The organism is Exiguobacterium sp. SH0S2, assembly GCF_004337185.1.
In the GTDB taxonomy this organism is placed as follows: domain Bacteria; phylum Bacillota; class Bacilli; order Exiguobacteriales; family Exiguobacteriaceae; genus Exiguobacterium; species Exiguobacterium aurantiacum_A.
Map to the genome: position 1 here is coordinate 314,724 of NZ_SJVB01000002.1, position 26,768 is coordinate 341,491.

Consider the following 26,768-nt stretch of genomic DNA (forward strand, 5'->3'; position numbering starts at 1 on the left):
TCCTTCTATTAAGTCAAGTTAGCGTGTAGGCGTTCAACAGCTCGCGGACTTTCGGTTTCGAGTTGAACATGAGCACATCGATGATCGACAAGTTCGGTGTGAACGGTTCATTGAATTGCCGGTATGTGACCGGGTCCATCTTAATGAAGTCGAGCTCGACCCCGGCTTCGGCGAACATCGCTTTATCGTATAAGGCCGTGCCCCCGATCGCGTTGATGTAATGGTCCGCATCTAAATGTTCACAGATGGATAAAACGAGATGCTCACACTTCGTATTTTTGTCGTTCGTGAGCTCCGACGAATAGACGATTGATGTGTCGAGTCCGACGTAGTCACGCACCTCACTCAAGAGACTCCCTAAGTAAGCGGCGACGTTCCGCTCCTCGTCTTTCATGATCCGCTCGACCATCGGCATGACGTCGTCAAAGTGAGGCGCACGCTGATAGGCGTGACGGATGAGACGTAACTGGGAGTGCCGCTGCTTCGAATCAAGCACACGGTCATGCTCATTGATCAAACGCAGTTGGGACATGTGCTCGACCGGCATGAGAATCGGTTTCGTTTTACCCTCGAGCAGGATCGTGTTGCGATGGATCCAGCCCCCTTTAATGAACTGGACATCGTCAAGGATGACGAACGTGTCGACCGCGGCCATGAGTTGGAAGTAGCCGAGGTATGGAAAATAGTAAGGTTGCATGATTGCCAGTTTCAAGTTTACGACCCCCTTATATCAGCTGCCGCGACCGAAGCCGAATCAACAGTTCGGTGACGATCGGATGCCGCACCATCAAGTAAGGACGAATCCGCTCTTTCCCGACGAAACGGTCAAGGTAACGGTCGTATCGTGGTGACTTTAAAGCGGCATAGTCTCGTCTCAGCCGGTGCAGCCCGACCTCGAACGAGATGCGGGAAAGTTCCATCTCCTGATGATACTGTCCGTTTGAATACGCATCGAACGTATCGATGAAGCGGATGAACGCCTCGTGACGCGCGATATCCCGCTCGAGGTCCCCTTCGTTCCAGATCGTCGTCGCCGACCCTGCGACGCCATATCGATAGACGCTCATCACCTCGGGCATATAGTAGGCGTAGCCATGACTCGCGACGTACAGTTTCATCGCCCCGTCTTTTGCCGGCGCATCGCTCAACCAGTCCGGCCCGTCCATGATCAGTCCGTTTCGGTACAACATCGACATCGTCGGGATGAACCCGAGCAGTTGCAGCTCACCGGCGTTGTACGTCCGCGCTTCAAACGACGCATACTTTCGGTTCTCAGGCATCCATGGAATGACGCGCCAATCCGTATGCAACGTGTCGTCCGTCTCAACGTAGGCGTCGTGGAAGCAAAGCGTGCAGTCGGGATTTGCTTCCATGTAGTCGACTTGCTTTTGCAGCTTGTGCGGGTCGATCCAGTAGTCGTCACCGTCACAGAGGGCGACGTATTTGCCGCGGGCCCGCTCTTCGTTCAACAAGTTGACGAACACGCCTTTTGAGTACTGGTTTTCCGTCTGATAAATGACCCGGATCTTGTCGGGATGAATGCGTTCGTAACTCCGGACGATCTCGGCTGTCCGGTCCGTCGACGCATCCTCATGGATCAGGATCTCGAAGTCGAAATCCGTCTCCTGCATGAGGAATCCTTCGATCGTCTGACCGATATACGCCTCATGGTTATAGGTGATGCAGTTGATACTGACCATGATCATCGCGTTTCCTCCTCACAGCACTTCGGTTTCAGCTCGGGCGACGGTATCGGCGTACGTGTCGGGCTGGCCCGGGTCGAACGGTTCGTTCACCCACATGATGGTGACGAGGTCGGTCGTGCCGACGTTCTCGATATTGTGGACGTATCCAGGTGGGATCTCGACGACTTCGAGCGTTTCCCCGCTCACATGGAACGTCATGACTTCCGTGTCGTCGACCAACCGGAGCCGGATGACGCCTTCTCCGCTGACGACGAGGAATTGCTCATGCTTCGTGTCGTGCCAATGTTCCCCTTTTTTGATGCCGGGCTTGGCGACGTTGACGGACACTTGCCCCCGGTCCGGCGTCTTCAAGAACTCGGTGAACGAGCCGCGCGCGTCGCGGTGCATCAGGAGCGGAGTCACCATCCGCTCTCTCGGCAAGTAACTCGTGTACGTGCTATACAGCTGTTTCGTGAACGCGTCCGACAAGTCCGGTACGCTGTGCGCCGCCCGCATCGTCTCGAACGCCTCGAGCGTACGGACGACGTCGAGCAGGGAGATCTCATGCGCCGGGACGGTCGGATAGAGCGAGACGTCCGTCGTCAACGTGTCAAGAAACGAGGCGACGACATCATCGACGTGGGCGAGTGTGAGCAATCGGTCCGGGTCGTTCACCGTGACCGTCTCGCCGCGCGCGATCTGATGACAGAACGTCGTGACGGCGCTGTTATAAAACGGGCGCCCCCACTTCCCGAACACGTTCGGCAAGCGGAACAAGTGGACCCGCGTCTCCGAGCGTTCACTGTAGACGACGAGCACGTTTTCCGCGTCACGCTTGCTGCGGCCGTAATCGTTGTCTTGCGTCGCCTGAATCGACGAGGCGAACACGATCGGGACCGGGTTGTATGACAACAGCTCCGTCGCGATGACCTCGGTCAAATCGACATTCCCGGTGATGAATTCGTGCGGGTCTTCCGGCCGGTTGATGCCGGCGAGATGGAAGACGAAGTCGGCCGCTCGGAGCATCCGGCTCCGTTCAGCGAAGTGTGTCTCCCGCGTGACTTTAAGGACGTTGTGTCCGTCCTGTTCAAGTGCGTGCGTGAGGTGTTTTCCTAAAAAGCCGTTTGCTCCGGTGACGACGATGTCCATGATGATTCCTCCTTCCGTTGAGTAGCCGGCGTGACGTGAAGCGTCACCCATTTGTCCGGATGATCGAGCAAACGGAGCATCGTCGGCACGTCTTCAAACCGAAGGATGAGACTGCCGAGCGATTTGTTCGCCCCTTCGAAGCACGGGATATCCGCACCGATCGCGTAGGCCAAATTCGATTTTACGATCGTGTACCCTTGGGATGCGAACGTGAGTCCGATAAAACGCCCCGGGATCTGGCTGCCGAGAATGAAGTAACTCGACGGCGTCGTGACATGTTTCATTTCCAGTTCGACCGGTCGTCCGAGCGCGAGGTCGATCGTCGCGCTCACCATGTCGACACCGGTCGCCTGTTCGATGATCTGCGGGATATAGTTGCCGCCGTTACGGGGGCCGATGTCCATCAAGTAGACGTCACCTTTACTGACGAAAATGTCGAAGTTGAGCGGACCGTTCTTCAGCCCGACTTTCGTGATCATGCGTTGAAGCGTGGCGTGGACTTTCGCTTGGACGCGGTCCGGTTGGACGCTCGGGAAGCTCGCACCGATGGGCGCGAACGGGTTGACGCCTTTCACGTTGAAATGGCTGTTGCCGAAACAACGAAAGACGAGTTTTCCGTCGACGACGAACCCGTCTCCGGCGACTTGATAGCCGTCACGTTTGACGAACTGTTCGACGACGATCTCTCCGCCCGGTGACACCTCGAAGGCGGCGGCTAGCTTTTCGCGAATCCTCCTGGGCGTATCCGATGAGGTGATGCGGCTGATCCCTTTGCTGCCCGACGAGTCGGCTGGTTTGACGACGTACGTCCCACGCAGCGTCGACAGTGCCGAAACGGCCGTTTCGAATTCGGTGAAGGCGTACGCTTCAGGTGTCGGGAAGCCGTTCGCTTTCAAGAAGGCGCGGAACTTGACCTTATTCGTCAACGTCTCGACCGTCTGGAACGGGTTCGTGACGAGTCCGAGCGCTTCGCCGACATAAGCCGCAGTGCGAGCGGCCGGGTCTGACGCGTAAGCGATGATCCCGTCAATCTGTTCCTCGCGTGCCACTTCGAGCACGCGTTCGCGGTCGAGCGTACTGACGCAATAATAGCGGTCAGCGACGTTTCGCCCCGGATTGTCCGGCAAGAAATCGCACAGAATCGTGAAGATCCCTTTCTCTTTCGCCTTTAAAATGACGGGCGTTTGATGCATCGCTCCTCCTAACAGCATGAGCTTCACCATGTCGTTGGTCTCCTTTGGCGTCAAATGATGTGTGCTTGCGTGAACAGTTGGCGATACGTCGCCGCGGTCGCACGGTTGCGACGATTCTCGACCCTTTGTTTTGAAAGGGCGCCATGCGGCGCGAGCCGTTCCGGTGCTTCCAGGTAGTTCCGGAGCGACGCCTCGAGCGACGCAGCGGTCGGCTCACATTTGAAACAGTTCTCCCCTTCCGTCAAATGCCCCGAGACGTTGTCGACTTGACGGCTGACGACGACGCCCATCCCGGACGCGCACGCCTCGATGATCGTCAAGTTGCCGTTCGAATAGGTCGCGGGCAAGACTAAGATGTCCGAGTCACGATAGACGAGATGCATATTGTCCCAGGCGTCGATTTCATCCAAGAACGTCACACCTTCGAGGTCATGCTCCTTGATGTAGTCACAGCACGCCTCGTACAAGTGGCCGTCCCGGTTCAACGCGAGCGACAGGTTCGGATAGTCTCGTTTCAAGGCCCGGTACGCTTCTAGGGCGACGAGCGGTTGGTAGCGGTCGATGAGCCGGTTCGCGAACAAGATCCGGACCGGGTCACCTCGGCGCTTCACGCGGAGCGGATGGTCGAAATAGGCGTCGATATCGATCGGGTACGGGGCGTTGACGACTTGTTCTTCCAAGAATCCGAACTCGCGGACGAATTGGTCGCGGGCGACCTGCCCCATTCCGAAGATCAGGTCGGCGTCACGGAACATCGTGTGGATGATCCGCGTCTTCCACTTCGCGTTCGCTTGTTCGAGCAGCTTGTCCGAGGCGTTATCCTCACCCGACACGTCGCGGATCGGCTCGCTCAAGACGACGACTTTGCTGCCTTTCCGTTTCGCGAGCTTCAAGATGAGCGAGTGCAGCGGTGTGAAGCCGGCGACGAGAATGATGTCCGGTTTGAAGCGGGCAAGTTCTTGGAACACTTGGAGTGACACATAGTTCAATGGTCCGGCGAAGTAGTTGCTTTTGAGCACTTTACAACGGTCGCCGAGCGGGACTTTCCACCAGTCGGGACGTCGGGCGGTCAATTGATCATAAAACCAAAACTCGGTATCGAAATGTTCTTGGAGCGCGTAGCAGAATTTGACTTGATACGGGGCGGCGATGTTCGTGATGAAGACGAGTCGTTGTTTCATCAGATTCACCTCACCCGATCCGCTTCGTCGAGCTCGGCACGTGCCAAGCTGCGAGTTCTGCTTGAATGTAGGGCAGCGTCAACAGCAGCCGTTTCACGTCTTCGACGCCGAGCTGTTCGGTGTTGTTCGAGTTGTACTCGCCTTGGACCGTCAGCTCCCTGCTGCCTTCACTGAAATATTTGTCGTAGTTGAGGTCACGGTTGTCAGCCGGGACACGGAAGAAACCGCCCATATCTTCGGCGAGGACATGTTCTTCACGTGTCATGAGCGTCTCGAACGTCTTCTCGCCGTGCCGGGTGCCGATGACTTTGACCGGATTGTCGACTTGGAACAATTGTTTGAGCGCCTCGGCGAGGTCACCAATCGTCGAAGCCGGTGATTTTTGGACCATGATGTCGCCCGCGTGCGCATAATTGAAGGCGAACACGACGAGCTCGACCGCGTCACTGAGACTCATCAAGAACCGGGTCATGAGCGGGTCGGTCACGGTGAGCGGTTCCCCGTTTTTGATCTGTTCGACGAAGAGCGGGATGACCGAGCCGCGTGACGCCATGACGTTTCCGTAACGGGTGCCACAGATGAGCGTCTTGTCCGGTCCGACGGCGCGTGCCTTGGCGACGAATACTTTTTCCATCATCGCTTTCGAGATGCCCATCGCGTTGATCGGATAGGCCGCCTTGTCCGTCGACAGGCAGATGACTTTCGCGACACCGGCGTCGACGGCAGCGTTCAAGACGTTCTCGGTGCCGAGGATGTTCGTCTTGACGGCTTCGATCGGGAAAAACTCGCACGAGGGGACTTGTTTGAGCGCCGCGGCGTGGAACACGTAATCGACACCGTACATCGCGTTCTTGACGCTATTCGAATCGCGCACGTCACCGATGTAAAATTTCAGTTTGTCATCGTTGTAGCGCTTGCGGATGTCTTCTTGTTTTTTCTCGTCGCGCGAGAAGATACGGATCTCTTTAATGTCCGTATGGAGGAACCGTTCCATGACGGCGTTGCCGAACGAGCCGGTCCCGCCGGTGATGAGCAAAGTCTTATTCGAAAACATGATCGAGTCTCCTTTCTAATCTGCATTGTCTAAGAGGTCAGGAGGTTGTGTATGAAGTCTTTTACCCGCCAAATTTGAAATGAATTGGTAATAGAAGGGAAACCTCTATCATTTTTTCGCAACATGTGTCATCTCTTTTTCTTTCAACGGGACGGTCGGCGGTTCGACCTGCCCTTCGATGATGCCTTTGCGCAGGAGGACGTTTCGGACCGTCAACAAGATACAGACGAGGTCGAGACGGTGACCCATGTGCCGGACGTAATCCCCGTCAAACTTCGCCTTCACCTCGATCGGGAGCTCATCGCGTCCTTTCACTTGCGCCCACCCGGTCAGGCCTGGTTTGACCGGGGCGACGCCTTCTGCGCGTCTCGCCTCGATCAAATCGGTCTGATTCCACAGCGCCGGCCGCGGACCAACGAGCGCCATGTCGCCTTTTAAAATGTTGACGAGTTGCGGGAGTTCGTCGAGGCTCGTCTTCCTGAGGACGCTACCGATCGGCGTGATGTGTTTCGTCGGGTCGGCGAACAGGTGGGTCGGCACGTCTTTCGGCGTGTCGTCCCGCATCGTCCGGAACTTATAGATCCAAAACAACGTCTCGTCCTGACCGACGCGCTGCTGTTTGAACAGGACCGGTCCTTTCGAGTCGAGTTTGATCAAAATCGCGATCAACACGAGCAACGGTGCGAGCAAAAATAGTGCGAGCGAACTCAAGACGATGTCGAGTTTCCGCTTTTGATTCAAATAGCGCATCCCTCACACCTCCTTCTTGAGCGGACTCCCCGGAGTCTGTTTCCACACTTCGCGCATCACATAATCCGTGTACGACAACAAGATGCGGAGCACTTTATCGGACACGTTCGGCATCGCGTAGTCGGAAACGAGTCGCATCGGCGTATCCGTCTCCTCTAACACGCGGAGCGCCTGGAGGACGCGGTCGCGTTTCAAGCCGACCATCATCGCCGCCCCTTCTTCCATCGCCTCGGGCCGTTCGTGCGCTTGGCGGATGTTTAAGCCGTTCAGCCCGAGGATCGAGCTCTCCTCGCTGATCGTCCCGCTGTCACTGAGTACCGCTTTCGCATGAAGTTGCAAGTGAACGTAGTCGCTGAACCCGAGCGGCTTGAGCGTGCGGATATTCGGGTGCAGCGTCACCCCGGTCTCGCGAATCCGGTTGGCGGTGCGCGGGTGCGTGCTGATGATGAGCGGGAGGTCGTACGTCTCGGCGATCGCGTTCAATGTGTCGATGAGGTCGAAGAAGTTCTCGTCCGCGCTAATATTCTCGTCTCGATGCGCGGAGACGACGAAGTAGCCGCCTGCCGTCAGACCGATCCGGTCAAGCACGTCCGAGCGGTCGATTTTGTCTCGCTGGCGCGTGAGCACCTCGAACATCGGACTGCCCGTCTTGATGACGCGGTCGGACGGGAGCCCTTCTTTCAGAAGATACTCGCGGGCGATGTCGCTGTACGTCAAATTGACATCGGCGATATGGTCGACGATGCGGCGGTTCGTCTCTTCCGGCACCCGTTCGTCAAAGCAGCGGTTCCCTGCCTCCATGTGGAAGATCGGGATTTTATGGCGTTTGACGGCGATGGCGGCGAGGCAGCTGTTCGTATCGCCGAGAATGAGCACGGCGTCCGGTCGTTCCGCCTTGAGCACCGGATCGACCGCGATCAAGATGTTGCCGATCGTCGCCATCGGCCCGTCCGCGGAGGCGTCGAGGATGTAGTCGGGTGTGCGCAGACCGAAGTCTTCGAAAAAGATCTCATTCAACTCGTAGTCGTAGTTTTGTCCGGTGTGGACGAGGATGTGTTCGATTGCCTCCGACGCCTCGAGCTTGGCGATGACGGCCGAGAGACGGATGATTTCCGGGCGCGTGCCGACGATGGTCATCACTTTGAGTCGATTCATAACGTTCCCTCCTAAGAAGTATGGTGGATGGATAGGATGCGGATCTTCACTTGGGCAAACACTTGATGGACGAGTGCTTTCTCGCTGTCATCAAACGCGAGGAACCACATGATGATGCCATAGAGGACGACGAGCACGCCCCCTTTCAAGGCGAAGGTGAACAGGTTCGACGCCGGGAACAGCTGTTGGATGCCCCAGCCGATGACCGTATAGAGCGCGAGCGCCGGAAGAATCCTCACGTGGCATGACCGGAAAAACAGGACGATGTCGAGTTTGAGGATGCGGCTGTAGACGAAGTTCATGTAGAAGACGAGCCCGACGACATTGCCGATACAGATGGCGACAGCCGCCCCGATCGGCCCGTAAATCGGGATGAGGAGCGGAGATAACGTGATGCTGATACAGGCGACGATGAGTGCGCCATACGCCCGATACTTCACTTTGTTCTCGGCGATGAGCGTCGTGTTGCCGATGTCTTGTGTCAATGTGATGAGGCTCGGGGCGATGAGGAGGAGCGCGACGTAATACGAATCGTGAAACGCCTCGCCGACCCAGAGCCGCATGAACTCTTGCCCGAGGACGAAGAATGACAGGACGATCAATCCGACGATGTAGAGCTGGATGCGGCCGATCCGGACGAACAAGACGGCGATTCCTCCCCTGTCGTCACGCGTGAGCATCCGGCTCACTTTCGGCAAGAACAAGAAACCGAGCGCCGACGCGATCGTCCAGACGTACCCTTCGATGACCATCCCGACCGAGAACAAGGCGATCGAGGCACTGCCGGCGAGCATCCCGAGCAGGCTCGGCGTGATGTTGAGGATGAAGCGCTGGGCGACGAGCGTGACCGTGCTCCATGTCATGAAGCCGAAGATGTCTTTATAAATTCCTTTGTCGCGTTCACGGAAGTTCGCGCGGACCGTCGTCTTCCGATGGATAAAGATGTATTCGATGATGAGCACGAGCGTGCCGACGAACGCGGTGACGAGGACGAGCGCATACAGCCCGTAGCCGAGAAGGAGCGCCGTCACCATGAGGACGACGGTCGCGATCTTTTCTGTCAACTGGAGCGCGCTCGAGAACAAGAAGTACTCATGTGAGACAAGGATGCCCGTGAACGGTTTCGCCGGGAATGACATGACGATGAACAGACCGGCGACGACGTACAGGACTTTCAACTTGTCGAGCTCGGCCGCGGTCAGTCCCGCGTATACCGAGTCGAGGAAGAAATAGACGACCGCGAGGATGACGAACAAGACGAAGCCGATGACGGTGAACAGTTTATAGGCGACGCCGAGGAAGCGTGCCGCCTTATCCTCGTCCCCTTCGGCCATGTATTTGCTCATGAACCGGGATACGGCCGCGTCGAGCCCGAAGTCCATCGCGAACATGCTGATCAGCGAGATGGTGAGCATGTAGAGCCCGTAGTTCGCCTGACCGATCTCCTGGATCATCCACGGCGTATAGATCAATCCGGACAAGATGCCGAAAAAGATTTGCGTATACGACATCGCTGCCCCGTATTTGATTTTGCGCGTGCTCGCGGCCTCATCGGGCTCGACGCGTGTCGACATGTGTTTCCACCTCTCTTCCTTACTGCCAGAAGAACGTATACACCGGTGCGTCCTGCAGGAACAACAAGACTAAAAGCGTCACCGCCGCGTAATAGACGAGCAATCGTTCGCGCCGCTCGAACGTCTTGAGGATCTCCGGGATCATCAGAATCAAGAACAGCGTGAAGTACTGGACAAGCCGCATCATCGACGGGTTGATGAACGTGAGCGGCAAGAAACATGCCGCGAGGAACAACGCGTTAAAGTAATGCGTCGCCGACGGGTTGTTCGCCAAGATCTCGTCGCGCCGCCATAAGGCGACGAACAGGACGAACAGGAGCATGACGCTGAAGTTGATCGCACCCGCACCGGCCATGTAGTCATACGTGTCGTAGCCAGATAACGTCACCAACATCTCAAAGAACGGGCCTCGAAACACGAACAAGGCGGCGATGAAGCCGAGCATGCCGAGAATGTACGCTTTCGTCAGTTGCCGGTTCGCCAAGAAATAAAACGGCAAGAACACGAGCGCCGACTTATGGATCGTCATGGCGACGAACACGAGGACGAGAAACATCAGGAGCTTGCGGGCCCTGACGAAGTGATAACCGATGAGGACGACGAGCGCCGTCGCCACCGTCTGGCGTAACCCCGTCACGGCGAAAAATTCATAAAACAGGACCGAGAACAGTAAAAAGCTGATGAGCGGCTCGCTCGAATATTTATAGATGAAGTAACCGAGCGGCACCATGAAGATGACGGCGATCAAGACGAGATACAGTTGATAGTCCGAGATGACGAACTGGGTGAGCCGTTGGAACAAATAATAGCCCGGGTCCTCGCTCTCTGTGAAGACGATGGTAAAGAAGTCCTGCGTCAGCGCTTCGAGCGGCAACGGTTTCGTCGCAAGGAACAGCGCTCCGTATTGCGCCGTGTCGTCCCCGACCGAGATGTGACGAAATCCCGACAAGACGACCCACTGGACGGTCGCGAACGTCACGAACCAACCGCGCCTGTAAGTCGTGTCAGAACGCATGAGCAGCATCGCCCAGAGGACGAGCAGTGCGATGTTGACGAGATAGATGGTCATGAGGTCGCCTCTTTTCTAACGATAGATGAGGTTCGTGACGCCCCGATAGAGCGACAGCAAGTTCGAGATCAAGAGTCCGTTGAACCGCAGACGCCCATGTTCGAACGGACTGAAATAGTCACGCACGTCCCGGGTCGCGAGATACGCTTCACGCACCGCCGCCGCGTCTTCTTTGAACGTATGGCGCAAGATGATCGGGATGAGCGTACCCGCGTCCGGACGGCGCTCGACGTCAAGGAGTAACTGGCTGAGATAGCGGTCCGACTCGATTTCGGCGCGGTGGGCAATCTTTTTCGTCTGTTGGGCCCCGTGAATCCGGGACAGAACGAGCGGCTCATCCGTCAAATAGTAGTCAAACCCTTCAAGCGCGAGCCCGATCCAACATATCCAATCTTGGATGAACCGGTCCTCCTCGGAGAAGCGACGCGCTGCGAACGCCTCGCGTGGGATGAGGAGCGCACAACCGTTCAGGCTCGACGTCAGCATCAAGTGACGGAACATATCACCCGCTTCATACAACCCGGTGAACTTGCGCTGGTAACGTCGGATCGGGGCCCCGTGTTCGTCGATGAAGCGGGTGCCGGTGACGAGGATCGTCCGCGACGGGTCGAGTCTTTCCCGCTCGAGCGTCTCGAGCTGTGCCTCGATCTTCCGCGGGGCGTACAAGTCGTCGTGGCTGAGCCAAGAGAAGAAGTCACCGCGCATCTCGTCGATTCCACGGTTGAGCGCGCTCGAGACGCCGCCGTTCACTTGCTCGATGTAACGGATCCGGTCGCCGTAGGTTTTGGCGACGGCGGCCGTCTTCCCTCCGTCGGTCGAGCCGTCGTTGACGACGATGATTTCGATGTGCGTATACGTCTGGGCCAGGGCGCTGTCGATACATTCGGCCAAATAGTTGCTCCCGTTGTACACCGGGATAATGATCGAGACGAGTGGTTTCATAGAATATTCCTCACTTTCTCGTGTCGGAGCGCCGCATAGACGTCCAAGTAGTCGATGGCGCGGTCACGGAGCGCAAAATTCGTCCGGGCATGGGTGACGCACGCGTCTTTGTACGACCGTTTGCCACGGGCAAAGATGCGCTCGATCCCGTAATTCAAATCGGTGAGTCCCCGTGTCGCGACGACGACACCCGTTTGATCGGTGACGAGTTCCGGGCTCGCGGTCGCGTCCAAGACGAGCACCGGCGTCCCGCACGCCATCGCCTCGACCGTGACGTTGCCGAACGACTCCTGTTCCGATAAGTTGAGGAACACGTCGGCGAGCGCGTAGTAGCGGGCGAGCTCACGGGCGTCGTTCGTCTCGTTGACGTGGATGACGTTGTCCGGGAGCTCTGTGTCGTCAAGCCGGCCGATCAAGAGAAATGCGTCGTTCGGACGTGCCGCCGCGAGGTCGAGGAAGGCACCGAGCCCTTTCGCCTCACTCCACGTGCTCGCGACACCGAGCAGCACCATCTTGTCGGCCAACTGAAGCCGCACCCGGAGCTCGGTCGCGTCGACCGGACGAAACACGTCGAGGTCGACCCAGTTATGAATCCGGCGCAATACGGCAGCGTGTCGGAGGAACGAAAAGCGCGCCTCGGTCGTGATCCAGTCGGATACCCCGACGACGGCGAGGCGTGGAATCGCCGTCAACCAGCGACGTTTGTCGTCGAGCATCTCACTCGTCCGGTCGAACAGCCAGCTCGGGATATCGTCCCGAAGTTGCGGGCAATCGCCGCAACCGTGTTGCCACTTGTTGCACCCGGCCGTCGTGTAATGCGTGCATTTGCCGGTGAAGAACCAGCAGTCATGGAGCGTCAAAACGGTCGGGATGTCGCGTGTGGCCAAGTATTCGAACAACGTCCTGAGATGAACGTAGTTGGCATGCAAGTTATGGAGATGGACGACGTCCGGAGCGAAGCGTTCGATGTCACGGACCAAATTCTCCGTCGCAAATCGTGAGGCGTAGCCTTGCCGTCCGGTGAGCCGGGCGTGCAGCGCGTGCAGCTTCACGTCTACGGGATCGCCGATGACGTAACTCGCCTCGGTGACCGGTCCCGTCGAATGGGCGACACGTGTCTCGTGTCCGCAGTCGTGATGGACAGATGCGAGTTCTTTACAGATTCGTCCAGTGCTCTTCACGTCGTTGATCGCGTTAATATGGAGAATTTTCATCGTCGCCACCTCACTCGTACGCGTAATACTTATGCCGTCCGCTCTTCCGCTTGTTCAAGACGAGGCCGAGCATATGCGTCCCGGTCCGCTCGAGCTGTTCTTTCGCTTTCACGACGAGTTGGCGCTCCGAATTCTCGCAGCCGATGACAAGGATCGTGCCGTCGGCGATTTTTGCGAGCAGACGGGCGTCCGCCACTTGCATCATCGGCGGCGCGTCGAGGATGACGATATCGTATTGCCGGCGCACCTCGTCGAGCAGTTCGACCATCTGGTCAGAAGCGATGAGCTCGGTCGGATTCGGCGGAATCGGTCCGGCGGTTAGGAGCGACAATCGCTCGACGCCCGTCTTTTGAATGGCCCGCTCGAGCAAGATCCGTCCGACGAGAATCGTCGATAGCCCGGCTTGGGACGAGAGGTTGAACGTGAACTGCGCCGTCGGTTTACGAAGGTCACAGTCGATGAGGAGGACGCGCTTTCCGAGCTGCGCATAGACGACGGCAAGGTTCGCCGCGGTCGTCGACTTCCCTTCCCCGGTCGAGGCCGATGTGACGTTGATCATCTGTAGCTTCTGACCGATCGACGTGAACTCGAGGTTCGTCCGGATCGTCCGATACTGCTCCGAGATCGGCGACTTCGGATTGGCGAGCGTGATCAAATCACGCTGCCCGTAATCAGGAAGATTGTCGTTCTTTTTTCTCAGAAACATGAGGGACCTCTCCTTTCCCTTTTGGGGTGTTCGTTTTTATTTTTTTCGGTTTCATGTCACGCCGTTCGATGACCGGCACCGACCCGATGACGGGAAGGTCTAACAGCCGTTCCGCCTCTTGTTCGTTTTGGATCCGTTTGTCGAACACGTAGCGTAAGAGACCGATCAGCCCGCCGAAGAACAAGCCGACGAACATACCGATTATTGTATTGACGAGGATGTTCGGTGAGATCGGGGTGAGCGGCACTTCAGCCGGCGACAAGATGCGGACGTTGTCGATGTTCATCAAGTCCGGGATCTCGTCCGCGAACACTTCGCTGATGACGTTCGCCGTCTCGGCCGCCACCGCCGCGTCCGTATGGGTGATGACGACGCTGATGACTTGTGACTCTTCCTCACTCTCGACCGTGAGCACGTCACTGATCGGGTCTGGCGCGTTCGGGACGCGCTCTGTCACTTCGTTCAAGATGGCCGGGCTCTTCATGATGACCCGGTACGTATTGACGAGCGAGAGCGACGAGAGCACTTCCGAGCTGTCGACGCGGTCGCCTTCTTGTTCGGTCACTAAGAGCACTTGCGTCGAGGCCTCGTACGTCGGTTGGATGAACGCCGTGCTCACATAATAAGCAGCGAGCCCGCCGAGCAGGATGAACGGTACGAGTAGCCACTTGCTTTTCTTAAGTACCTCGACGAGATCACCGACGATCGTCGTTTGCTGATTCATAAATGTTTCCCTCCCTACAGACAGAATGGACGACAGAAATAAGGCATGAGCCTACCGTAATACGTTCTTTCCCTGTTCATCTTGACAATCGGAGGGAATCATTTATCATTTTTTCGCAACATCATGTCATGTTGCCGTTCCGTTTCGTTCTTTGTCTTTTTAGGAACTTGGACCTAAAAAAAAAGACCGCCTCGCGAGGAGACGGTCGGTCAGTTCAGTTCGCGATGCAGTTCGCGGTCGGTGATATAGTCGGGTTCGATTTTTAAGATGATGCGGTCGAAGGTGCGTTGCAGGGCGAACATGCCAAGCAACAGGACACCGAGCGCTAGAAAGAACGACGTCCCCGGCGAGCCGATTTCAAACCACCCAAGCAACGCATACAAGACAAGGAGGCCAAACAGCGTCAGCCAAAACGGGAAGCGGATGAGCCGTTGATACGTCGCGTCATCGTTGAACGTACTCCGGATTGTCCCGAGTTTCCATTCACGCACGAGCAGCGGGACGACGCCGAGGAAACCGAGTCCGATGAGGAGCGGTTGCGAGAGGTCGTCCGTTCGCAGGAACGTGCTCGTCAGGAAGATGGAACCGGCTCCGATCATAATCGCTTTTGCTTTGCCTTGCCGTGCGTAGTCGACGAGGCGGCGGATATGTTGTTCGCGTTTCATAAGTCAGCGCTCCTTTTTAAGTCGTTACTCTGTATACGGGCGTTCGTTCGATTGGTTTCAAAAACCGGATGAAGCATTGGCTTCATCCGGCACGGTTATTTGACGATGACCGACTGTGTCTGTTTCACATATCCTGTCTTTTTTTGCGTCACAAATAGCGACTTCCCTTTCACTTGCGCTGGGATGGTGACGCGATACGTTCCTTTGACATCAACTTTGACCGTCTTGCCGATCATCTTTGTGCCAACGAACACGCGGACGAGCGCACCCGGTTCACCTTTCCCAGTAACGAGACGAGGTGTGGCGGTCGTCGTGAGCTTTGTTTGGACACCGAGCACGGTCCGTTTGATCGTGCTTGACGTGTTCCCGGTTGCGTCTATCGCTTGGACCGACACGACATCACCGCGTGTCAACTGCGGTAAGTTGAGTGAATAGATGCCGGCTGAAGAGACGGTCGTCGTCAATCGTTTCTTGTTGTGATGAACGATGATCGTTGAACCTGCCTCGGCTCGTCCGAACACACGGGTCGAACGATTCGTCAATGTCGAGACGGTCGCGAGCTTCGGAGCCGTCGTATCGATCGGATGAATCGTTTGAGCCGTCTCGTGACCGTTCGCGTAAATCAAAGCGAGCGTGAGCGGCTCGGTTTGCGGCTTGAAGTCGAGCCGGAAGAAGAACGTCGTTTCGTCTGTAGCAAGAATCGTCTTCCCTTGTCGGAGTTCCACACGGATTGGCGTGAACGACATCCGCTCAAGATGCCCGCTCAAGCGTGTCGACGTATCGGTCACCGTGTCCAGCATTTTCAACTTAACGTTTTCGCCTGCACGCACATACGTCTGTGCACCGTCACTCATCTTTCCGTCTTGGAGTTGAACGACACGGATGCCGATGTCTTGCGGCAACTCGCGTTCGAGCGGGACGCGGAACGAGCCATCCGGGCTCACCGTCGCTTCGCCGAGTCGGAAACCGAACTCGTTCCAAGCTTTGACGACGAGACCTGGCGTCCCCGCGCCCGTGAGACTAAGTGCGTCACTCGTCACCGGGTGAAGAATCGGTGTCCCGGGCTTCACGTCAGAAGGAGGCACGATGATAATCGGTGGCGCCGGCTCAGCGAACGTCCGGACGACCGTGACGGCTGTCGCCTCGCTCGGATAGTAACCGTCCGCTGTTTGCGTGACGTAAACCGTCGTGCCTGCCGGAAGCAGGCCTTTTAGTTGGCAACTGAAGGTGCCGTCGTAGTTGATATGCGCTTCGCACAACTTATTTTGTTGCTCATCCATGACAAAAACAGCTTGATCATCGAATTGTTGAGCGTTAATACTTATTTTTTGATCGACCGTACCTTCAATCCAAGCGTGACGGTCTGTCAGCGGCTTGATTATCGGTTTTGTTAACGTAGGAGCTTCAACTACAGATACCATCTCTTCGCGAACAACCTCACCTGAGTCGTCATCAATCAGTTTTAAAATGAGCGTTTGTCCTGCTTCAAAAAAATGATCGAAGCGCTGATAGCATTCATTATTGTATTCAAGACGAGGCATTATTCGTTCTCCACTTGTCGTGAACACCTCTACTTTAAGATGAGTAAAATCGTAATTTGGACAAAATAGAATGTCACGTTGCTGATTTGAAATCATAGGAACAAACTCGACTGTATCCGGATCGAATATGACAGGTGGATTTGTCTCATCTTTCCTGACGTTCACCGTATATTCCCCGATTGATTCATCCCAATGATCGATGAGCTTGATGGTGATTTCCTCTCCCGCCATTAAGTCGCGCTTTAGTCCTGTCGAATTCATGTCGTTGCTACCAATCACATTTCCTGAACTGTCCAACACTTCCATCCTATTAAAATCCACCGTGTTTTCTGAATTTCTCAACGAGATATCTCTCATTCCAGGATAGAGATCTCCCCATAGCGGAGGTAACGTGGTTCTAGCTTTTTGTACAACAATCGCTTGGCTTTTCCCCTCACGTCCCCACGTACTATATGGTGTAGCTATGATTTTCTCTCCTTCTGCTAGACGCTTCGGCACCTCCAAGCCAATATCTTCTCTATGATTAGAATCAATTTGCCCCAGCATCGTACCGTCTTCTAACGCAAAATAAACTTTATTTCCTTTGGTCACTTTACCTTTAATCGCTCCCATGTCCGCGAAGTAAGCGTCAATACTTAACCCCATCGTCTCGTCACCGAGCTGTACGATTGTCTCAATAGTCGGGCTCACTTCCCCGCGTTCATTTTTTAATCTAATTCCCACTTTGTCCCCTGTCTTCAAGGCATTTTTTAAACGAACAGAGAACGTTCTTTGAAACTGATGAGATTGACTATCGAGATATAAATCATTTTTTAAGATTTCCACTACAGTTCCTATTATTCCAACCCCTGTTATTTCGTGACTATCTTCGTCTATCGAATTTATGGTTGGAGCTGAAATCGTCACTTTTCGATTTACTGCAGACTGCTCATGAATAAGCTGACCATTCAAATAAAACGAGATCAGCTCATCTTCCTTCAACACTCGATTTAACTCTAATGCCTGATTGCCTTCCCATATACTTCGTTGGGTTAAAATCGTGCCATCTACATCTTTCACAATCAGTTGCTCGTAACGGTCAGCGTTGACAACGATTCTAGCATCTCCTGCAAAAAGCTCAACTACAGTAAACATTGATTCAGCTTTCACTCCAACCGGTTGCAACACCGATCCTACCATCAACATGATCATCAACCACATCATCATTCGTTTCATTCATCACGACTCCCATACTAATAATCTACCTGTTCCATTATAAATTAGGAAAAATATTACAAGAGCCATTTTTCAAACGGTTCGTAAATGAGTTTTTAAAATTCGATTTTTTTCTAGAGACACTTCCCCTATTCAGCCAATTTTTTTGCACCTAACTAAATATATGCTCTCCCTACTTTATTTTTTTGTGGTAATCAAAAAGCACCTGAAGATTTGACTAAAAGAACAGCCGAACCTTCAGGTGTTTTGTTGTTACTTTATACAAACAAGATACTACTTAATTACTTCACTATTTTTGCCTTCTTCTTCAATTCTTGATACCCAGTTAGCGACACCTTCGCAGTCACCCTGACACTGAACTGCACCTTTTTAAATAAACAAAACAAGTAATGAAATTCGACCTAAATAACTTAATTTTTGTTTATTATCATAAAGTGAATCGTGCATTTCACTTTATGATAATATCGAGAAATTCATCAAAGGATGAATAAAGTAGCTCTAACTCGCTAGAGCTGTATTCCCAAATTTGGCCCAACTTATCCATTGCAATCAAGATACCATCAAATCCTGGATTCTCGATAACAACATATTGTTCCAACTCTTTCGTTCGCTCTCTTTCTTGAAGGGTATTTTCAACAACATCGATATGTGAAGAAGGAGCATGACCGAAAATTTCATGATTATTCACCGATAATGCACCATAAAGATTTAAGAACGCGACATAACTCTTTGGGAAAATAAATTCTAGTCGTTCTTCCATGCTTCGAATCGTTTCTTTTCCAACACCGCCTAGCACAAAAGCTGTCTTGTCGGCAATCGCCTGATCAATCCATTGTTTGTTCATATTTGATTTCCTCCGCTCTTGTTTTCCAGTGTTCAATCTTCTCCGAGTTAAACTCTACACGGTCTATCACAGATTTTATGGACTTATCGTGCAAGATGCTATCATTTCCTGCACCTCTATGTTCCTCTACTTTTAATTCTGCCAAAGGAGAATCCATTCGTTGACCAATATGATGTAACTCAATTGGTTTTCCTTCGCAAAGGGGAGCTAGCCCTTGTTCCATTCTTTCTAGATTGGTTCTACCGAAAATATCTTTTTCATCATAATCGATATCCGTTCGTATAAGTACTTCTCGACCATTGATTTCACTTAATTCAACATTCGAGTTTTCGTAGATTTCAATTTCCTCAGGTGAAGCAATTTCAAATTCTTGTAAAACCGTCGTGAATACCTTCCCTTCAAGCATTTGAAAAACTTTTTTGTTATCTACTTCAATCGTATCTGGCATATTCAATCGTTCGAATGTATTTTGACCGGGCATCGAGAAGCCTTCATTTCGTACCATACTTTGTTCGCTCATCGTCTCATCCCTTTCCAATGGTGGAGGATCAATCGTTTGAGTTCCTCTACGTTTTCGATGTGATTTCCTGCGAAATGCTTTAAAGCTTGATTAAAGCGTTTCTGATAATCATTTGAATTCTTGCTGAAAGCACAATATTTCATGATCAAAGCACCATCAATAAGATGGAATACGATTCGAGCCCGTATCCCTACGAAAAATCTCGAAAATAAGTTTGGTGTCCGACCTTCGTATAGTTGCTCTACCATCTTACGTAAGTAGGCCCGGTCCTCTTCTTCTAGCGAAATTTGTTGAATATACTCGAGCAGTCGATATGCCTCCATCGATGGTATTTTTTTTGGTTGGTCGATGATTAGATGACACAGAACATCATGCGGACTTGATTCTTCGACCTGATTTATCAATATCTGTCGTCCGTCAGATACATGATGATTGACTTTGACCACTACAGGATTCAACCATGTACTTTGATGAACAATGGCACTTCCGGGTCGCAACTTGGAGATTTCATGAATCTGTTCTTCGTTCAATCCAATCGATTTCCCGAGACGTTGTCGATCCTCTACATCCGGAAGTCGCATAATGATTTTCGTGTTCGTATTTTTGATTGCTGCTGGATCGACGGCGCTTGGTGATTGATCGACGATAATGAAGCCTTGTCCATACGAGCGCATTTCAGCAATGGCATTCGTCATCATTTCAACGGATTTCTGCTGAATCGTACTTTCTCCTGTGTTTGAAACATTTTTAAGCAAATGATGTGCTTCCTCTAAAATTGTGACATGTCGTAGAGGGGTGTTCATCTCGTCCGCTTGTACCATACGATACTCATGTAACTTCAAGAAAACGATTCCCATAATTAATGATTTCGTCTCAAGGGAACCGATACGGCTTAAATCAATAATTGCATTGTGGTCGAACAAGTCTTCATCTTGAATTGGGGTATGATTGAATAATGGACCTACAATCCCATTTGTCATCGATTCAACTCGCGCCACCAAAGAACCTTTATAATTATCCTCTACTTCTTTTGAGAACCCATAGCTCGCAATAACAGAAGGTAAGGTATGTAACAAGTCCCGAAACGTAGGGTAGCTAGGTGTACTTCCGATAAATGTCGATGTACTTAAAATCCAACCGATTCTTTCATAAGTCTCACTGACGGACTGTTTTAAGATGTTCGGCATCGCTGCATAGAGAGGCCAACAAGCGCTCATGATTTCAACTAAGCGATCTATATGTTCTTGAATATGAATTCCTGCAGGAAATATAAAAGGATTGATTTGTAATAGTTGTCCCTGTGTTTGATTCGTACCAAAGACCCTAACGTCCGGAAGGTGTCCATAGACGTGCCGATACTCCCCTTTTGCCGGTTCTATGACAAGAGTCTTGATATGATGTTGACGTAATCCATTCATGATTTGATACATTGTATTTGATTTTCCAGACCCTGTAGAACCACTAATGAAGGTATGACTTACTAATTGATCTACGTTTAAATGCACTTCTTGCGACTCTACTTTTCCGAAATGTTGCAACTTACCTAATTCGATTTTTCTTCCTGTACCATCCCCAAAAATGTATTGAACACTTCTCCCGAATTCTGCCATACGTAAGACCGGTACCGTATTTAATGATTTTTGAGGAAGGTGAAGTGCTAACGTAATTTCCTCTCCATGAATCAATGAAGTTGGTTTTACGAGAAGTTGTTGTTGATTCGTTGCTTCAAAGTGAAACATTGGGTGACAAAGACTCGATAAATAGCGTGTCATCTCCGGGATTTGTTCTTCATTCCATTGCAATAATGCTCCTTGTTCAATCGAAGAGTTTTCACCCCGAATGACCGACCGATATGTTTGTCCTGCAATTTGTGCCACTTTTGGATTTTCGGCAATGAAGTACGCTGAAAACTCCCACATACCATAGTCTTCTGCATCACTGACTCGTTCTAGTTGAGCGTCTAATTTCTTCAACATTTCGCTTACAGTCTTATTCTCAAATGTGAGTTGCATTGTTTCACTGGAAGAAGCTGTAGCAGCAATCGACACAGAGCGACTCATTGATTGTCCTGTCGATTTGCCTGTCGAACTAGACATTCCAGACGTCTTTGATTCACTCATCCCTTTACTTTCGCTTGAAGAACTACTTTTCGAATAACCTCCTCCCACACCTACATGTACATTATCCTTTATTCTGAACCCAAGATTCGCACTAACCGAACCTGTATGTGTGACACCTTCAGTAGTTGTAATTGAAGCAGATGTGCTCTGACTCGTAGAATGACTGATTGTAGAGGTGGCGCTTTCTGTGACACCTTTCGTCATTCCTTCTGTAACCGCTTGACTTTCAGCAGTTCCATAAGTTCGGGTCGATTGGCGTAAAGGAGACAACTCAGTGTAAAGTGAAGCATAATTCTGCCGCAGTAGTGCAATTTCTGATGATGACAGTGCGGTACCAATAATAACCGCACTGAAACGCTCACCTTGCATGGATTCAATTAAGCGATCAATCCCTTGTGCTTGTTGAAGTGATTTTTTAGAAGGAATACCACAGACCGAGACAATAGATGGCAAGTCGCTGTTCCGATGTAGAATAGCATCAAATAATTCATGTGTTTTTGTGTTCGAAACTACCTTTAACACACTACCTTGGAATTGGCTTTCAAAACTTTTTTGAAACAAATCATGTAGTGGATAAACTTCCTGTTGTGCCTGATTCGTTCGAACGGCCATGTATAAATCTACTTGTTGACCATCGCTATTGATCAGTAAGGAAAGTGAACCATTCATGTGACTAATCCCATTGAAAAGTGTAGTCAGCTTATCTGTGATATCTTCTTCCTGCTCGTAGACGAGTGTCAGGATTTTCATGATTCGGATATTTTTCTGAACTGTAAAAATGTCTTCCATACTATCAAACGGTTGAATTTCTTGTTCCGGTAATCTCATCAAATAATTGCGATCAACAATATCATTTGCCAATAGAATGGCTTCATCAAGTGCCTGAAGATGAGTTTCGGTCTTCACTAAAGTATTCATGCTACTCATCTTCCTTTCGAAGCATTCAAAATTTGTCTTACTATTTTATATAGTTCTGCTATCAACTCTACGAGAGGTGAACGTTTTGAAGATTCGGTACTACGATGATTTGATTGAATTTGATTTAGTTCCTGGCGAATTTCATCAAACCGTTTCTTTTCTTGTTTATTGAACCCTTTGCGTCGACGAATGTTATCAAGATTATTTAGTTCCTGATGAAGTTGATGTAAATGACTCTCAATTGAACCATTTCTCACACGATGCGTTTGACGATTAGATGACTGATTCGTTTCTTTTACAGGTGACAAGTGTCTTCCTAATTCAACAATATGAAGAAACAAAGCGCGAGAGTAATATTCTGTTTTCAAGGAAGCATATGCTTCCGTCAAATACTCTTGATTCCAATACTTTTTGTCTTTTCGTTCAAAAGTGTCGTCTTTGTCCCAAAGTGGGATATTTTCTTGTTCAATCATTGTCAACGCACGTGAAATCACGGCGTTTTTATCATTCGGATTTGCCATAATATATGTTGATAAGCGACGACGAATCAACAAGATATCTTTTTCTTTGATTGCTTCGAATAAATCCATATCGTTTCACTCCCCTTTATCAATTCGTCAACAAGACATCCAATTTCTCAATAATTCCTCGTAACCATTCTTTATTGGCTTTCCGGCGCTCCACTTCCTCTATCACCATTTCCTGATCCGTAGTCAAACGTTGAACACGATCAAGGTTCTTCCGGATTGCTGCCTCCAACAAATCCAATTGGGCAAGGAACATTTTTTTGAACGTGTCAGTTTGTTCCTGTGCCTGTACTTCTGCCGCCTGTAACAAATTTTCCATATAATCATCAACTGGGTTAAGGCAGTCGCTGATTACTTTTTCCATATCAACGAAATCATGTGTTTCATAGACATCTTTTTCATACGTCGAAGATTCTCCCCATGTCCACGGCTTATACCACTTCTTACTTGTATTGCTTCGTGTCACCGTACCAACAAAGACTTCGCGTTCTTCCGTATACATAGCAATCAATGAATCCGCATCCGGTAGATTGACAGTTAAGACACTTTCCGTAAGGCTTGTCGCGATGTTTAATTCAATAGATGTATTCAAAAGATTTTCAATCGATTTTTTATATTCCGTGGCGTATGTATTGGCCTGGTGACGTAAACCTTTATCAATTCCTTTTTCAAGATCAATCAACATGCTCGAACACAACATCTCAACTTCTTTTTGAAATTGTTTAATCATCAAGTCTGCTTCACGCTGCTTGACTTGAATTTCTTGACGTAACGGTTCAGAGACCTCTAATAATTTTTTGCCGAATGTCTTTCTTGTTTTCAACAAATGTTCTTTTGACGTTTCGTCACTTAAAGACTGAATATCATGTATTAAAGTTCTACCATGGTCTCCATTTTCCAACAGTGCGTTGACTTGATTGATTTCTCGAGCGAGTTCTTTACGTTTCGTCTCATTTTGTTCAAGTTCCTCTTCAATTTTTAATAACATGTTTTCCTGTTCAATTACTTTACGGAACGACTCCACTCCGTTTTTTATTTTTGAAGTTACTGCGTATTTTTCTAAATATTCATTAATGACTTCCTCAATAACAGGGACACCGGAGTAAATAATCGCCTCTTCTTTTTCATTCGTGGCACATTCTATACGATTTTGGATTGCCTTTTGCACGGAAGGAGTCAACGTCGGATAACGATGCATTTGCATTTCCGGTTGTTCGAGGAAACGCTCATAGTCATAGGCATCTCTCTTTTGTTTTGCCGTCAATGTTTCGCCCGACTGTTGCATTCGCAATAACTTGGCAAGCTGTGCAGAAATCGGATAAATATTTGGATGTTCGATACCATGCCCTTCAAGGTATTTCTTTGCATTATCAAGCGCCAGTTGAAGTGATTCTCCTGCTTCGACATCATATTTATCTGCTTGATTGAGGACAAAAATAAAGCGATCTTTCGATTGTTTTCCAGACACCTTCATGGCTTCAGATACGTCTGCAAGCAGTCGGTTGTCGTCAGAGATACCAAGCTGAGACCCGTTCAGAACATACATGACGATTGGTTGATCTTCGTTTTGAATGATTCGGAAGGTTTGAATCCGATGCTCCATATCTCGTGAATTGTTAGGACCTGGAGTATCAATCATGACAAGGTTCATTCCTTTAGAGGAGATATGTGGAATTGAACCTTTCAAGTGAATCGTTTGAACTTGATGATTCTCGTTGAAATCTACTAAATCCGCAGGGGTAATTTCGCGGATGGATTGAATGGCTTGATCGTCCGCATCATAAGTCTCTGCCGAAAACGTTTCTTGCTCCTCACGATTGTAAATACGCGTGATTTTTGCCGTGCATGCCTCATTTTTTGAAGGGATGAGTTCCTGACCTAAAAATGCATTGATTAATGTTGATTTTCCGGAACTCATCGTAGCAATAATTGCAATCTCGAATTCATCATTCATCGATTTTTCGAAGTTTTTTTGAACGCGGTCCGTTTTTAACTCCTCAAAAGGCCCCTCTTGAATTTCAGCCATTAGTTCTTTTAACTGATGAATTTTATCGCTTGGATCCATTACATGAACATGCTGACAAATGAATTGAGTACCTGTATTTTTTTGATTATGCTGTTCGCAAGACACGAATAAATCTTGGAAGTCCGGTGCTGTCCCAGAGAAATTAATTAAAATTCCTTCTTCGTTTACGTCTTTTTCCAGCGCTCCACAAAGTCGCTCCATCCAAAGTTGAAGACGCAATTTCTTGCAATCATGAAGCGAACTATTTTTGTTATCTAAGTATTCTTCACCATCAAAATGAATCTCTGTTTCCATCAAATACGGGTTATAAATCATCTCTACGTTCTTCATTAAGGAAATCACTCACTTTTCATGAAATTTAAAATATTTGAAAATCCTGTACGTTCATTGATATCAGATGGTGCGGTCTGACCATCTACCTTGAAATAGGATTGGAAATAATTCTTCAATCGCTGTTCTCGTTTTGTCAGCAAAGTAACATCTTGACTCAAAAGCCGCGTGGCAATCGCCGATGTCGCAATGACATCTGGATTATTAAATCCATTCTCCTCAACGAAGGATTTTGCAACTTGTGTATAATGTTCCAAAGTTTCTCCCAATTCCGAATCGAGTTCGTCAATCTTATTTAATACGAATAGGGTACAAGAACTATTAGAGTATGTTTTGACAAGGTGTAATAATTCCTTTTCGTCATCCGTTCCTAACTGCATCGCGTTTAAAACAACAATGACTTTATCGTAGGAGTGCTCAAGTAATGTTTGCTGTGTAATATGAAAATGATTTGTCCTCCAGGAACTGTTCATTCCTGGTGTATCCACAACAGTATACCTATACTCAGCAAGTGCATTTGTCGATTGTCCGCTCCAAAATGTTAACTGGTCTGAATCATGAGGATTTGAATCGTTAAGTTGTTCAATCCAACTTGATGTGGAGTGTGAAGAAGAAAAAATCCGATGCTTTGTGTCTGATAAAAAAACTTGGTCCAAAGTCGGACAATGCCTATATCGAAGAGAGAAGTTCGTAGAGACCTGATTTTGCGTCTTGGCCCAATTCTCACCTAATAGATTGTTCAAAATTGTTGATTTACCAGCACTCATCGTTCCAAGAATTAAAGTGGTACCCAGTTGCCGCGCCTTTTTTTCGTTAGGTGCTAACCAAAAAGCGAGTGTTTTTTTATAACAAGATTGTTTGAATGTTTGCTTTACTATGGTTTCACTATGAGTCGAATCACTTAGTAAAAAATCAATTCGTTCACGATCTATCTCGGTTGATTGCAGAATAGAACGTAATTCTTCTTTTTTGTTTGGAAACATAGATAAGATATGTAACACCAACTCATCAGCGAGACAGTAACAGTATGATTTAGTGCCTTTCCACTTAAGTCGAAACTTTTCTAAATAAATCATTATGTCTCGAAGGTCATGTGTTTCTTCATCAGCCTTCACATTTAATAATTCCCCATAAAATGTCTCTAGTTGTTTTTCGCTTTCCTCCAATTGATTTACAATAAGTTGTAAACCACATATGTATTTCTTTTTATGACGATCGTTCAACCCTCTTATATGCCAGTCTCGATAAGACTTAGTTAGTGCGTCATAATTGAACATATCAGACCACCTCTCTCTTTTTGTTCCACTACATGCTTAAATAATTTTCATTTGAGTTCATCGCTCTATTTTGTAATCTCCGATATTTTGGACAACAGATTCGAGACAGTAAAAAAATCTTTATTGATAGGGTTTTCCATACATTCATACAGGTTACCAAGCATGTTAAATACCTATATCTTGTCCTAGCAATAACCTCGTTGATAGGACAAAATGAAAAAATATGCGTCTGTGCACTTTTATCAATGCCTTTTAATTTTAGAGTGTTCTTGAATATGTTTGATGTCATTCGAAATGAACGGATCATTTGCTTAGCGAGCCGACCAATCGTCAATTGTTTGTTTAATCTGTTCTTTACTTATTGCAAGCGATCTTTTATCCCCTTTCTT

General features: G+C 49.9%; 22 protein-coding genes. All 22 read right to left on the bottom strand.

Annotated elements, in window-relative coordinates; genetic code table 11:
* Positions 1-13 precede the first annotated feature (13 nt).
* The 22 genes from EVJ21_RS06370 to EVJ21_RS06475 all read right to left on the bottom strand — a co-directional run bounded on the left by EVJ21_RS06370 (position 14) and on the right by EVJ21_RS06475 (position 26,379).
* The gene (locus EVJ21_RS06370; protein WP_236636563.1) at positions 14-712 is read right to left on the bottom strand and encodes a WbqC family protein; all 699 of its coding nucleotides are present in this window, start codon (positions 710-712) and stop codon (positions 14-16) included.
* Positions 713-725: 13 nt separating this feature from the next.
* On the bottom strand, positions 726-1,706 hold the full coding sequence (locus tag EVJ21_RS06375) for a glycosyltransferase family 2 protein (protein ID WP_131490130.1): 981 nt from the start codon (positions 1,704-1,706) through the stop codon (positions 726-728).
* 12 nt (positions 1,707-1,718) lie between these two features.
* Complete coding sequence (locus tag EVJ21_RS06380; RefSeq protein WP_131490131.1) at positions 1,719-2,834, bottom strand: polysaccharide biosynthesis C-terminal domain-containing protein; 1,116 nt, start codon at positions 2,832-2,834, stop codon at positions 1,719-1,721.
* Complete coding sequence (locus tag EVJ21_RS06385) at positions 2,798-4,057, bottom strand: ATP-grasp domain-containing protein (protein WP_131490132.1); 1,260 nt, start codon at positions 4,055-4,057, stop codon at positions 2,798-2,800. The genes EVJ21_RS06380 and EVJ21_RS06385 overlap by 37 nt, the downstream gene beginning before the upstream one ends.
* A 20-nt stretch (positions 4,058-4,077) precedes the next feature.
* Positions 4,078-5,208, bottom strand: a complete 1,131-nt coding sequence (locus tag EVJ21_RS06390) for a glycosyltransferase family 4 protein (RefSeq protein WP_131490133.1) — start codon at positions 5,206-5,208, stop codon at positions 4,078-4,080.
* 10 nt (positions 5,209-5,218) lie between these two features.
* Positions 5,219-6,262: a polysaccharide biosynthesis protein gene (locus EVJ21_RS06395; RefSeq protein WP_131438962.1), complete on the bottom strand. Its 1,044-nt coding sequence runs from the start codon at positions 6,260-6,262 to the stop codon at positions 5,219-5,221.
* A 108-nt stretch (positions 6,263-6,370) separates the two neighbouring features.
* The gene (locus EVJ21_RS06400) at positions 6,371-7,012 is read right to left on the bottom strand and encodes a sugar transferase (protein WP_131464312.1); all 642 of its coding nucleotides are present in this window, start codon (positions 7,010-7,012) and stop codon (positions 6,371-6,373) included.
* 3 nt (positions 7,013-7,015) lie between these two features.
* Positions 7,016-8,167: a non-hydrolyzing UDP-N-acetylglucosamine 2-epimerase gene (gene wecB, locus EVJ21_RS06405; protein ID WP_131490134.1), complete on the bottom strand. Its 1,152-nt coding sequence runs from the start codon at positions 8,165-8,167 to the stop codon at positions 7,016-7,018.
* Between the two features lie 11 nt (positions 8,168-8,178).
* Complete coding sequence (locus EVJ21_RS06410) at positions 8,179-9,741, bottom strand: oligosaccharide flippase family protein (protein WP_131464316.1); 1,563 nt, start codon at positions 9,739-9,741, stop codon at positions 8,179-8,181.
* A gap of 19 nt (positions 9,742-9,760) precedes the next feature.
* Positions 9,761-10,810 carry an EpsG family protein gene (locus EVJ21_RS06415; protein WP_131490135.1) on the bottom strand — a complete coding sequence of 350 codons (1,050 nt, stop codon included), beginning with the start codon at positions 10,808-10,810 and terminating at the stop codon, positions 9,761-9,763.
* 15 nt (positions 10,811-10,825) lie between these two features.
* Positions 10,826-11,752: a glycosyltransferase family 2 protein gene (locus tag EVJ21_RS06420; protein ID WP_131490136.1), complete on the bottom strand. Its 927-nt coding sequence runs from the start codon at positions 11,750-11,752 to the stop codon at positions 10,826-10,828.
* Entirely contained in the window at positions 11,749-12,966 is a 1,218-nt protein-coding gene (locus tag EVJ21_RS06425; protein WP_201739982.1) for a glycosyltransferase, read from the bottom strand. The genes EVJ21_RS06420 and EVJ21_RS06425 overlap by 4 nt, the downstream gene beginning before the upstream one ends.
* A 10-nt stretch (positions 12,967-12,976) precedes the next feature.
* Complete coding sequence (locus tag EVJ21_RS06430) at positions 12,977-13,672, bottom strand: CpsD/CapB family tyrosine-protein kinase (protein ID WP_131470128.1); 696 nt, start codon at positions 13,670-13,672, stop codon at positions 12,977-12,979.
* Positions 13,638-14,396 (bottom strand): YveK family protein, encoded by a 759-nt coding sequence (locus EVJ21_RS06435; protein WP_131470129.1) that lies wholly within the window; start codon positions 14,394-14,396, stop codon positions 13,638-13,640. The genes EVJ21_RS06430 and EVJ21_RS06435 overlap by 35 nt, the downstream gene beginning before the upstream one ends.
* Positions 14,397-14,605: 209 nt before the next feature.
* Positions 14,606-15,061, bottom strand: coding sequence for a hypothetical protein (locus EVJ21_RS06440; protein ID WP_131490138.1), 456 nt, complete (start codon positions 15,059-15,061; stop codon positions 14,606-14,608).
* A 95-nt stretch (positions 15,062-15,156) separates the two neighbouring features.
* Positions 15,157-16,602: an Ig-like domain-containing protein gene (locus EVJ21_RS15350; RefSeq protein WP_161568944.1), complete on the bottom strand. Its 1,446-nt coding sequence runs from the start codon at positions 16,600-16,602 to the stop codon at positions 15,157-15,159.
* A 1,663-nt stretch (positions 16,603-18,265) separates the two neighbouring features.
* A complete protein-coding gene (locus EVJ21_RS06450; RefSeq protein WP_131490140.1) occupies positions 18,266-18,661 on the bottom strand; it encodes an SMI1/KNR4 family protein in 396 nt (131 codons plus the stop codon).
* The gene (locus EVJ21_RS06455; RefSeq protein WP_131490141.1) at positions 18,642-19,181 is read right to left on the bottom strand and encodes an HNH/ENDO VII family nuclease; all 540 of its coding nucleotides are present in this window, start codon (positions 19,179-19,181) and stop codon (positions 18,642-18,644) included. Before EVJ21_RS06455 ends, EVJ21_RS06450 begins: the two co-directional genes overlap by 20 nt.
* A complete protein-coding gene (locus tag EVJ21_RS06460) occupies positions 19,178-22,219 on the bottom strand; it encodes an ATP-binding protein (protein WP_161568945.1) in 3,042 nt (1,013 codons plus the stop codon). Before EVJ21_RS06460 ends, EVJ21_RS06455 begins: the two co-directional genes overlap by 4 nt.
* Positions 22,220-22,224: 5 nt before the next feature.
* Positions 22,225-22,809, bottom strand: a complete 585-nt coding sequence (locus EVJ21_RS06465; protein ID WP_131490143.1) for a hypothetical protein — start codon at positions 22,807-22,809, stop codon at positions 22,225-22,227.
* A gap of 19 nt (positions 22,810-22,828) precedes the next feature.
* On the bottom strand, positions 22,829-25,102 hold the full coding sequence (locus tag EVJ21_RS06470) for a dynamin family protein (protein ID WP_131490144.1): 2,274 nt from the start codon (positions 25,100-25,102) through the stop codon (positions 22,829-22,831).
* An 8-nt stretch (positions 25,103-25,110) separates the two neighbouring features.
* Complete coding sequence (locus tag EVJ21_RS06475; RefSeq protein WP_131490145.1) at positions 25,111-26,379, bottom strand: dynamin family protein; 1,269 nt, start codon at positions 26,377-26,379, stop codon at positions 25,111-25,113.
* Positions 26,380-26,768 lie beyond the last annotated feature (389 nt).

What these genes read in the sequence shown, in the direction of transcription:
- EVJ21_RS06440 (WP_131490138.1), bottom strand. Translation starts at nt 15,061, where the DNA reads ATGAAACGCGAACAACATATCCGCCGCCTCGTCGACTACGCACGGCAA.
- EVJ21_RS06465 (WP_131490143.1), bottom strand. Translation starts at nt 22,809, where the DNA reads ATGGATTTATTCGAAGCAATCAAAGAAAAAGATATCTTGTTGATTCGT.
- EVJ21_RS06430 (WP_131470128.1), bottom strand. Translation starts at nt 13,672, where the DNA reads ATGTTTCTGAGAAAAAAGAACGACAATCTTCCTGATTACGGGCAGCGT.
- EVJ21_RS06460 (WP_161568945.1), bottom strand. Translation starts at nt 22,219, where the DNA reads ATGAATACTTTAGTGAAGACCGAAACTCATCTTCAGGCACTTGATGAA.
- EVJ21_RS06390 (WP_131490133.1), bottom strand. Translation starts at nt 5,208, where the DNA reads ATGAAACAACGACTCGTCTTCATCACGAACATCGCCGCCCCGTATCAA.
- EVJ21_RS06410 (WP_131464316.1), bottom strand. Translation starts at nt 9,741, where the DNA reads ATGTCGACACGCGTCGAGCCCGATGAGGCCGCGAGCACGCGCAAAATC.
- EVJ21_RS06395 (WP_131438962.1), bottom strand. Translation starts at nt 6,262, where the DNA reads ATGTTTTCGAATAAGACTTTGCTCATCACCGGCGGGACCGGCTCGTTC.
- EVJ21_RS06380 (WP_131490131.1), bottom strand. Translation starts at nt 2,834, where the DNA reads ATGGACATCGTCGTCACCGGAGCAAACGGCTTTTTAGGAAAACACCTC.
- EVJ21_RS06455 (WP_131490141.1), bottom strand. Translation starts at nt 19,181, where the DNA reads ATGAGCGAACAAAGTATGGTACGAAATGAAGGCTTCTCGATGCCCGGT.
- EVJ21_RS06420 (WP_131490136.1), bottom strand. Translation starts at nt 11,752, where the DNA reads ATGAAACCACTCGTCTCGATCATTATCCCGGTGTACAACGGGAGCAAC.
- EVJ21_RS06475 (WP_131490145.1), bottom strand. Translation starts at nt 26,379, where the DNA reads ATGTTCAATTATGACGCACTAACTAAGTCTTATCGAGACTGGCATATA.
- EVJ21_RS06385 (WP_131490132.1), bottom strand. Translation starts at nt 4,057, where the DNA reads ATGGTGAAGCTCATGCTGTTAGGAGGAGCGATGCATCAAACGCCCGTC.
- EVJ21_RS06450 (WP_131490140.1), bottom strand. Translation starts at nt 18,661, where the DNA reads ATGAACAAACAATGGATTGATCAGGCGATTGCCGACAAGACAGCTTTT.
- EVJ21_RS15350 (WP_161568944.1), bottom strand. Translation starts at nt 16,602, where the DNA reads ATGCCTCGTCTTGAATACAATAATGAATGCTATCAGCGCTTCGATCAT.
- EVJ21_RS06470 (WP_131490144.1), bottom strand. Translation starts at nt 25,102, where the DNA reads ATGAAGAACGTAGAGATGATTTATAACCCGTATTTGATGGAAACAGAG.
- EVJ21_RS06400 (WP_131464312.1), bottom strand. Translation starts at nt 7,012, where the DNA reads ATGCGCTATTTGAATCAAAAGCGGAAACTCGACATCGTCTTGAGTTCG.
- EVJ21_RS06375 (WP_131490130.1), bottom strand. Translation starts at nt 1,706, where the DNA reads ATGATCATGGTCAGTATCAACTGCATCACCTATAACCATGAGGCGTAT.
- EVJ21_RS06425 (WP_201739982.1), bottom strand. Translation starts at nt 12,966, where the DNA reads ATGAAAATTCTCCATATTAACGCGATCAACGACGTGAAGAGCACTGGA.
- EVJ21_RS06415 (WP_131490135.1), bottom strand. Translation starts at nt 10,810, where the DNA reads ATGACCATCTATCTCGTCAACATCGCACTGCTCGTCCTCTGGGCGATG.
- EVJ21_RS06435 (WP_131470129.1), bottom strand. Translation starts at nt 14,396, where the DNA reads ATGAATCAGCAAACGACGATCGTCGGTGATCTCGTCGAGGTACTTAAG.
- wecB (WP_131490134.1), bottom strand. Translation starts at nt 8,167, where the DNA reads ATGAATCGACTCAAAGTGATGACCATCGTCGGCACGCGCCCGGAAATC.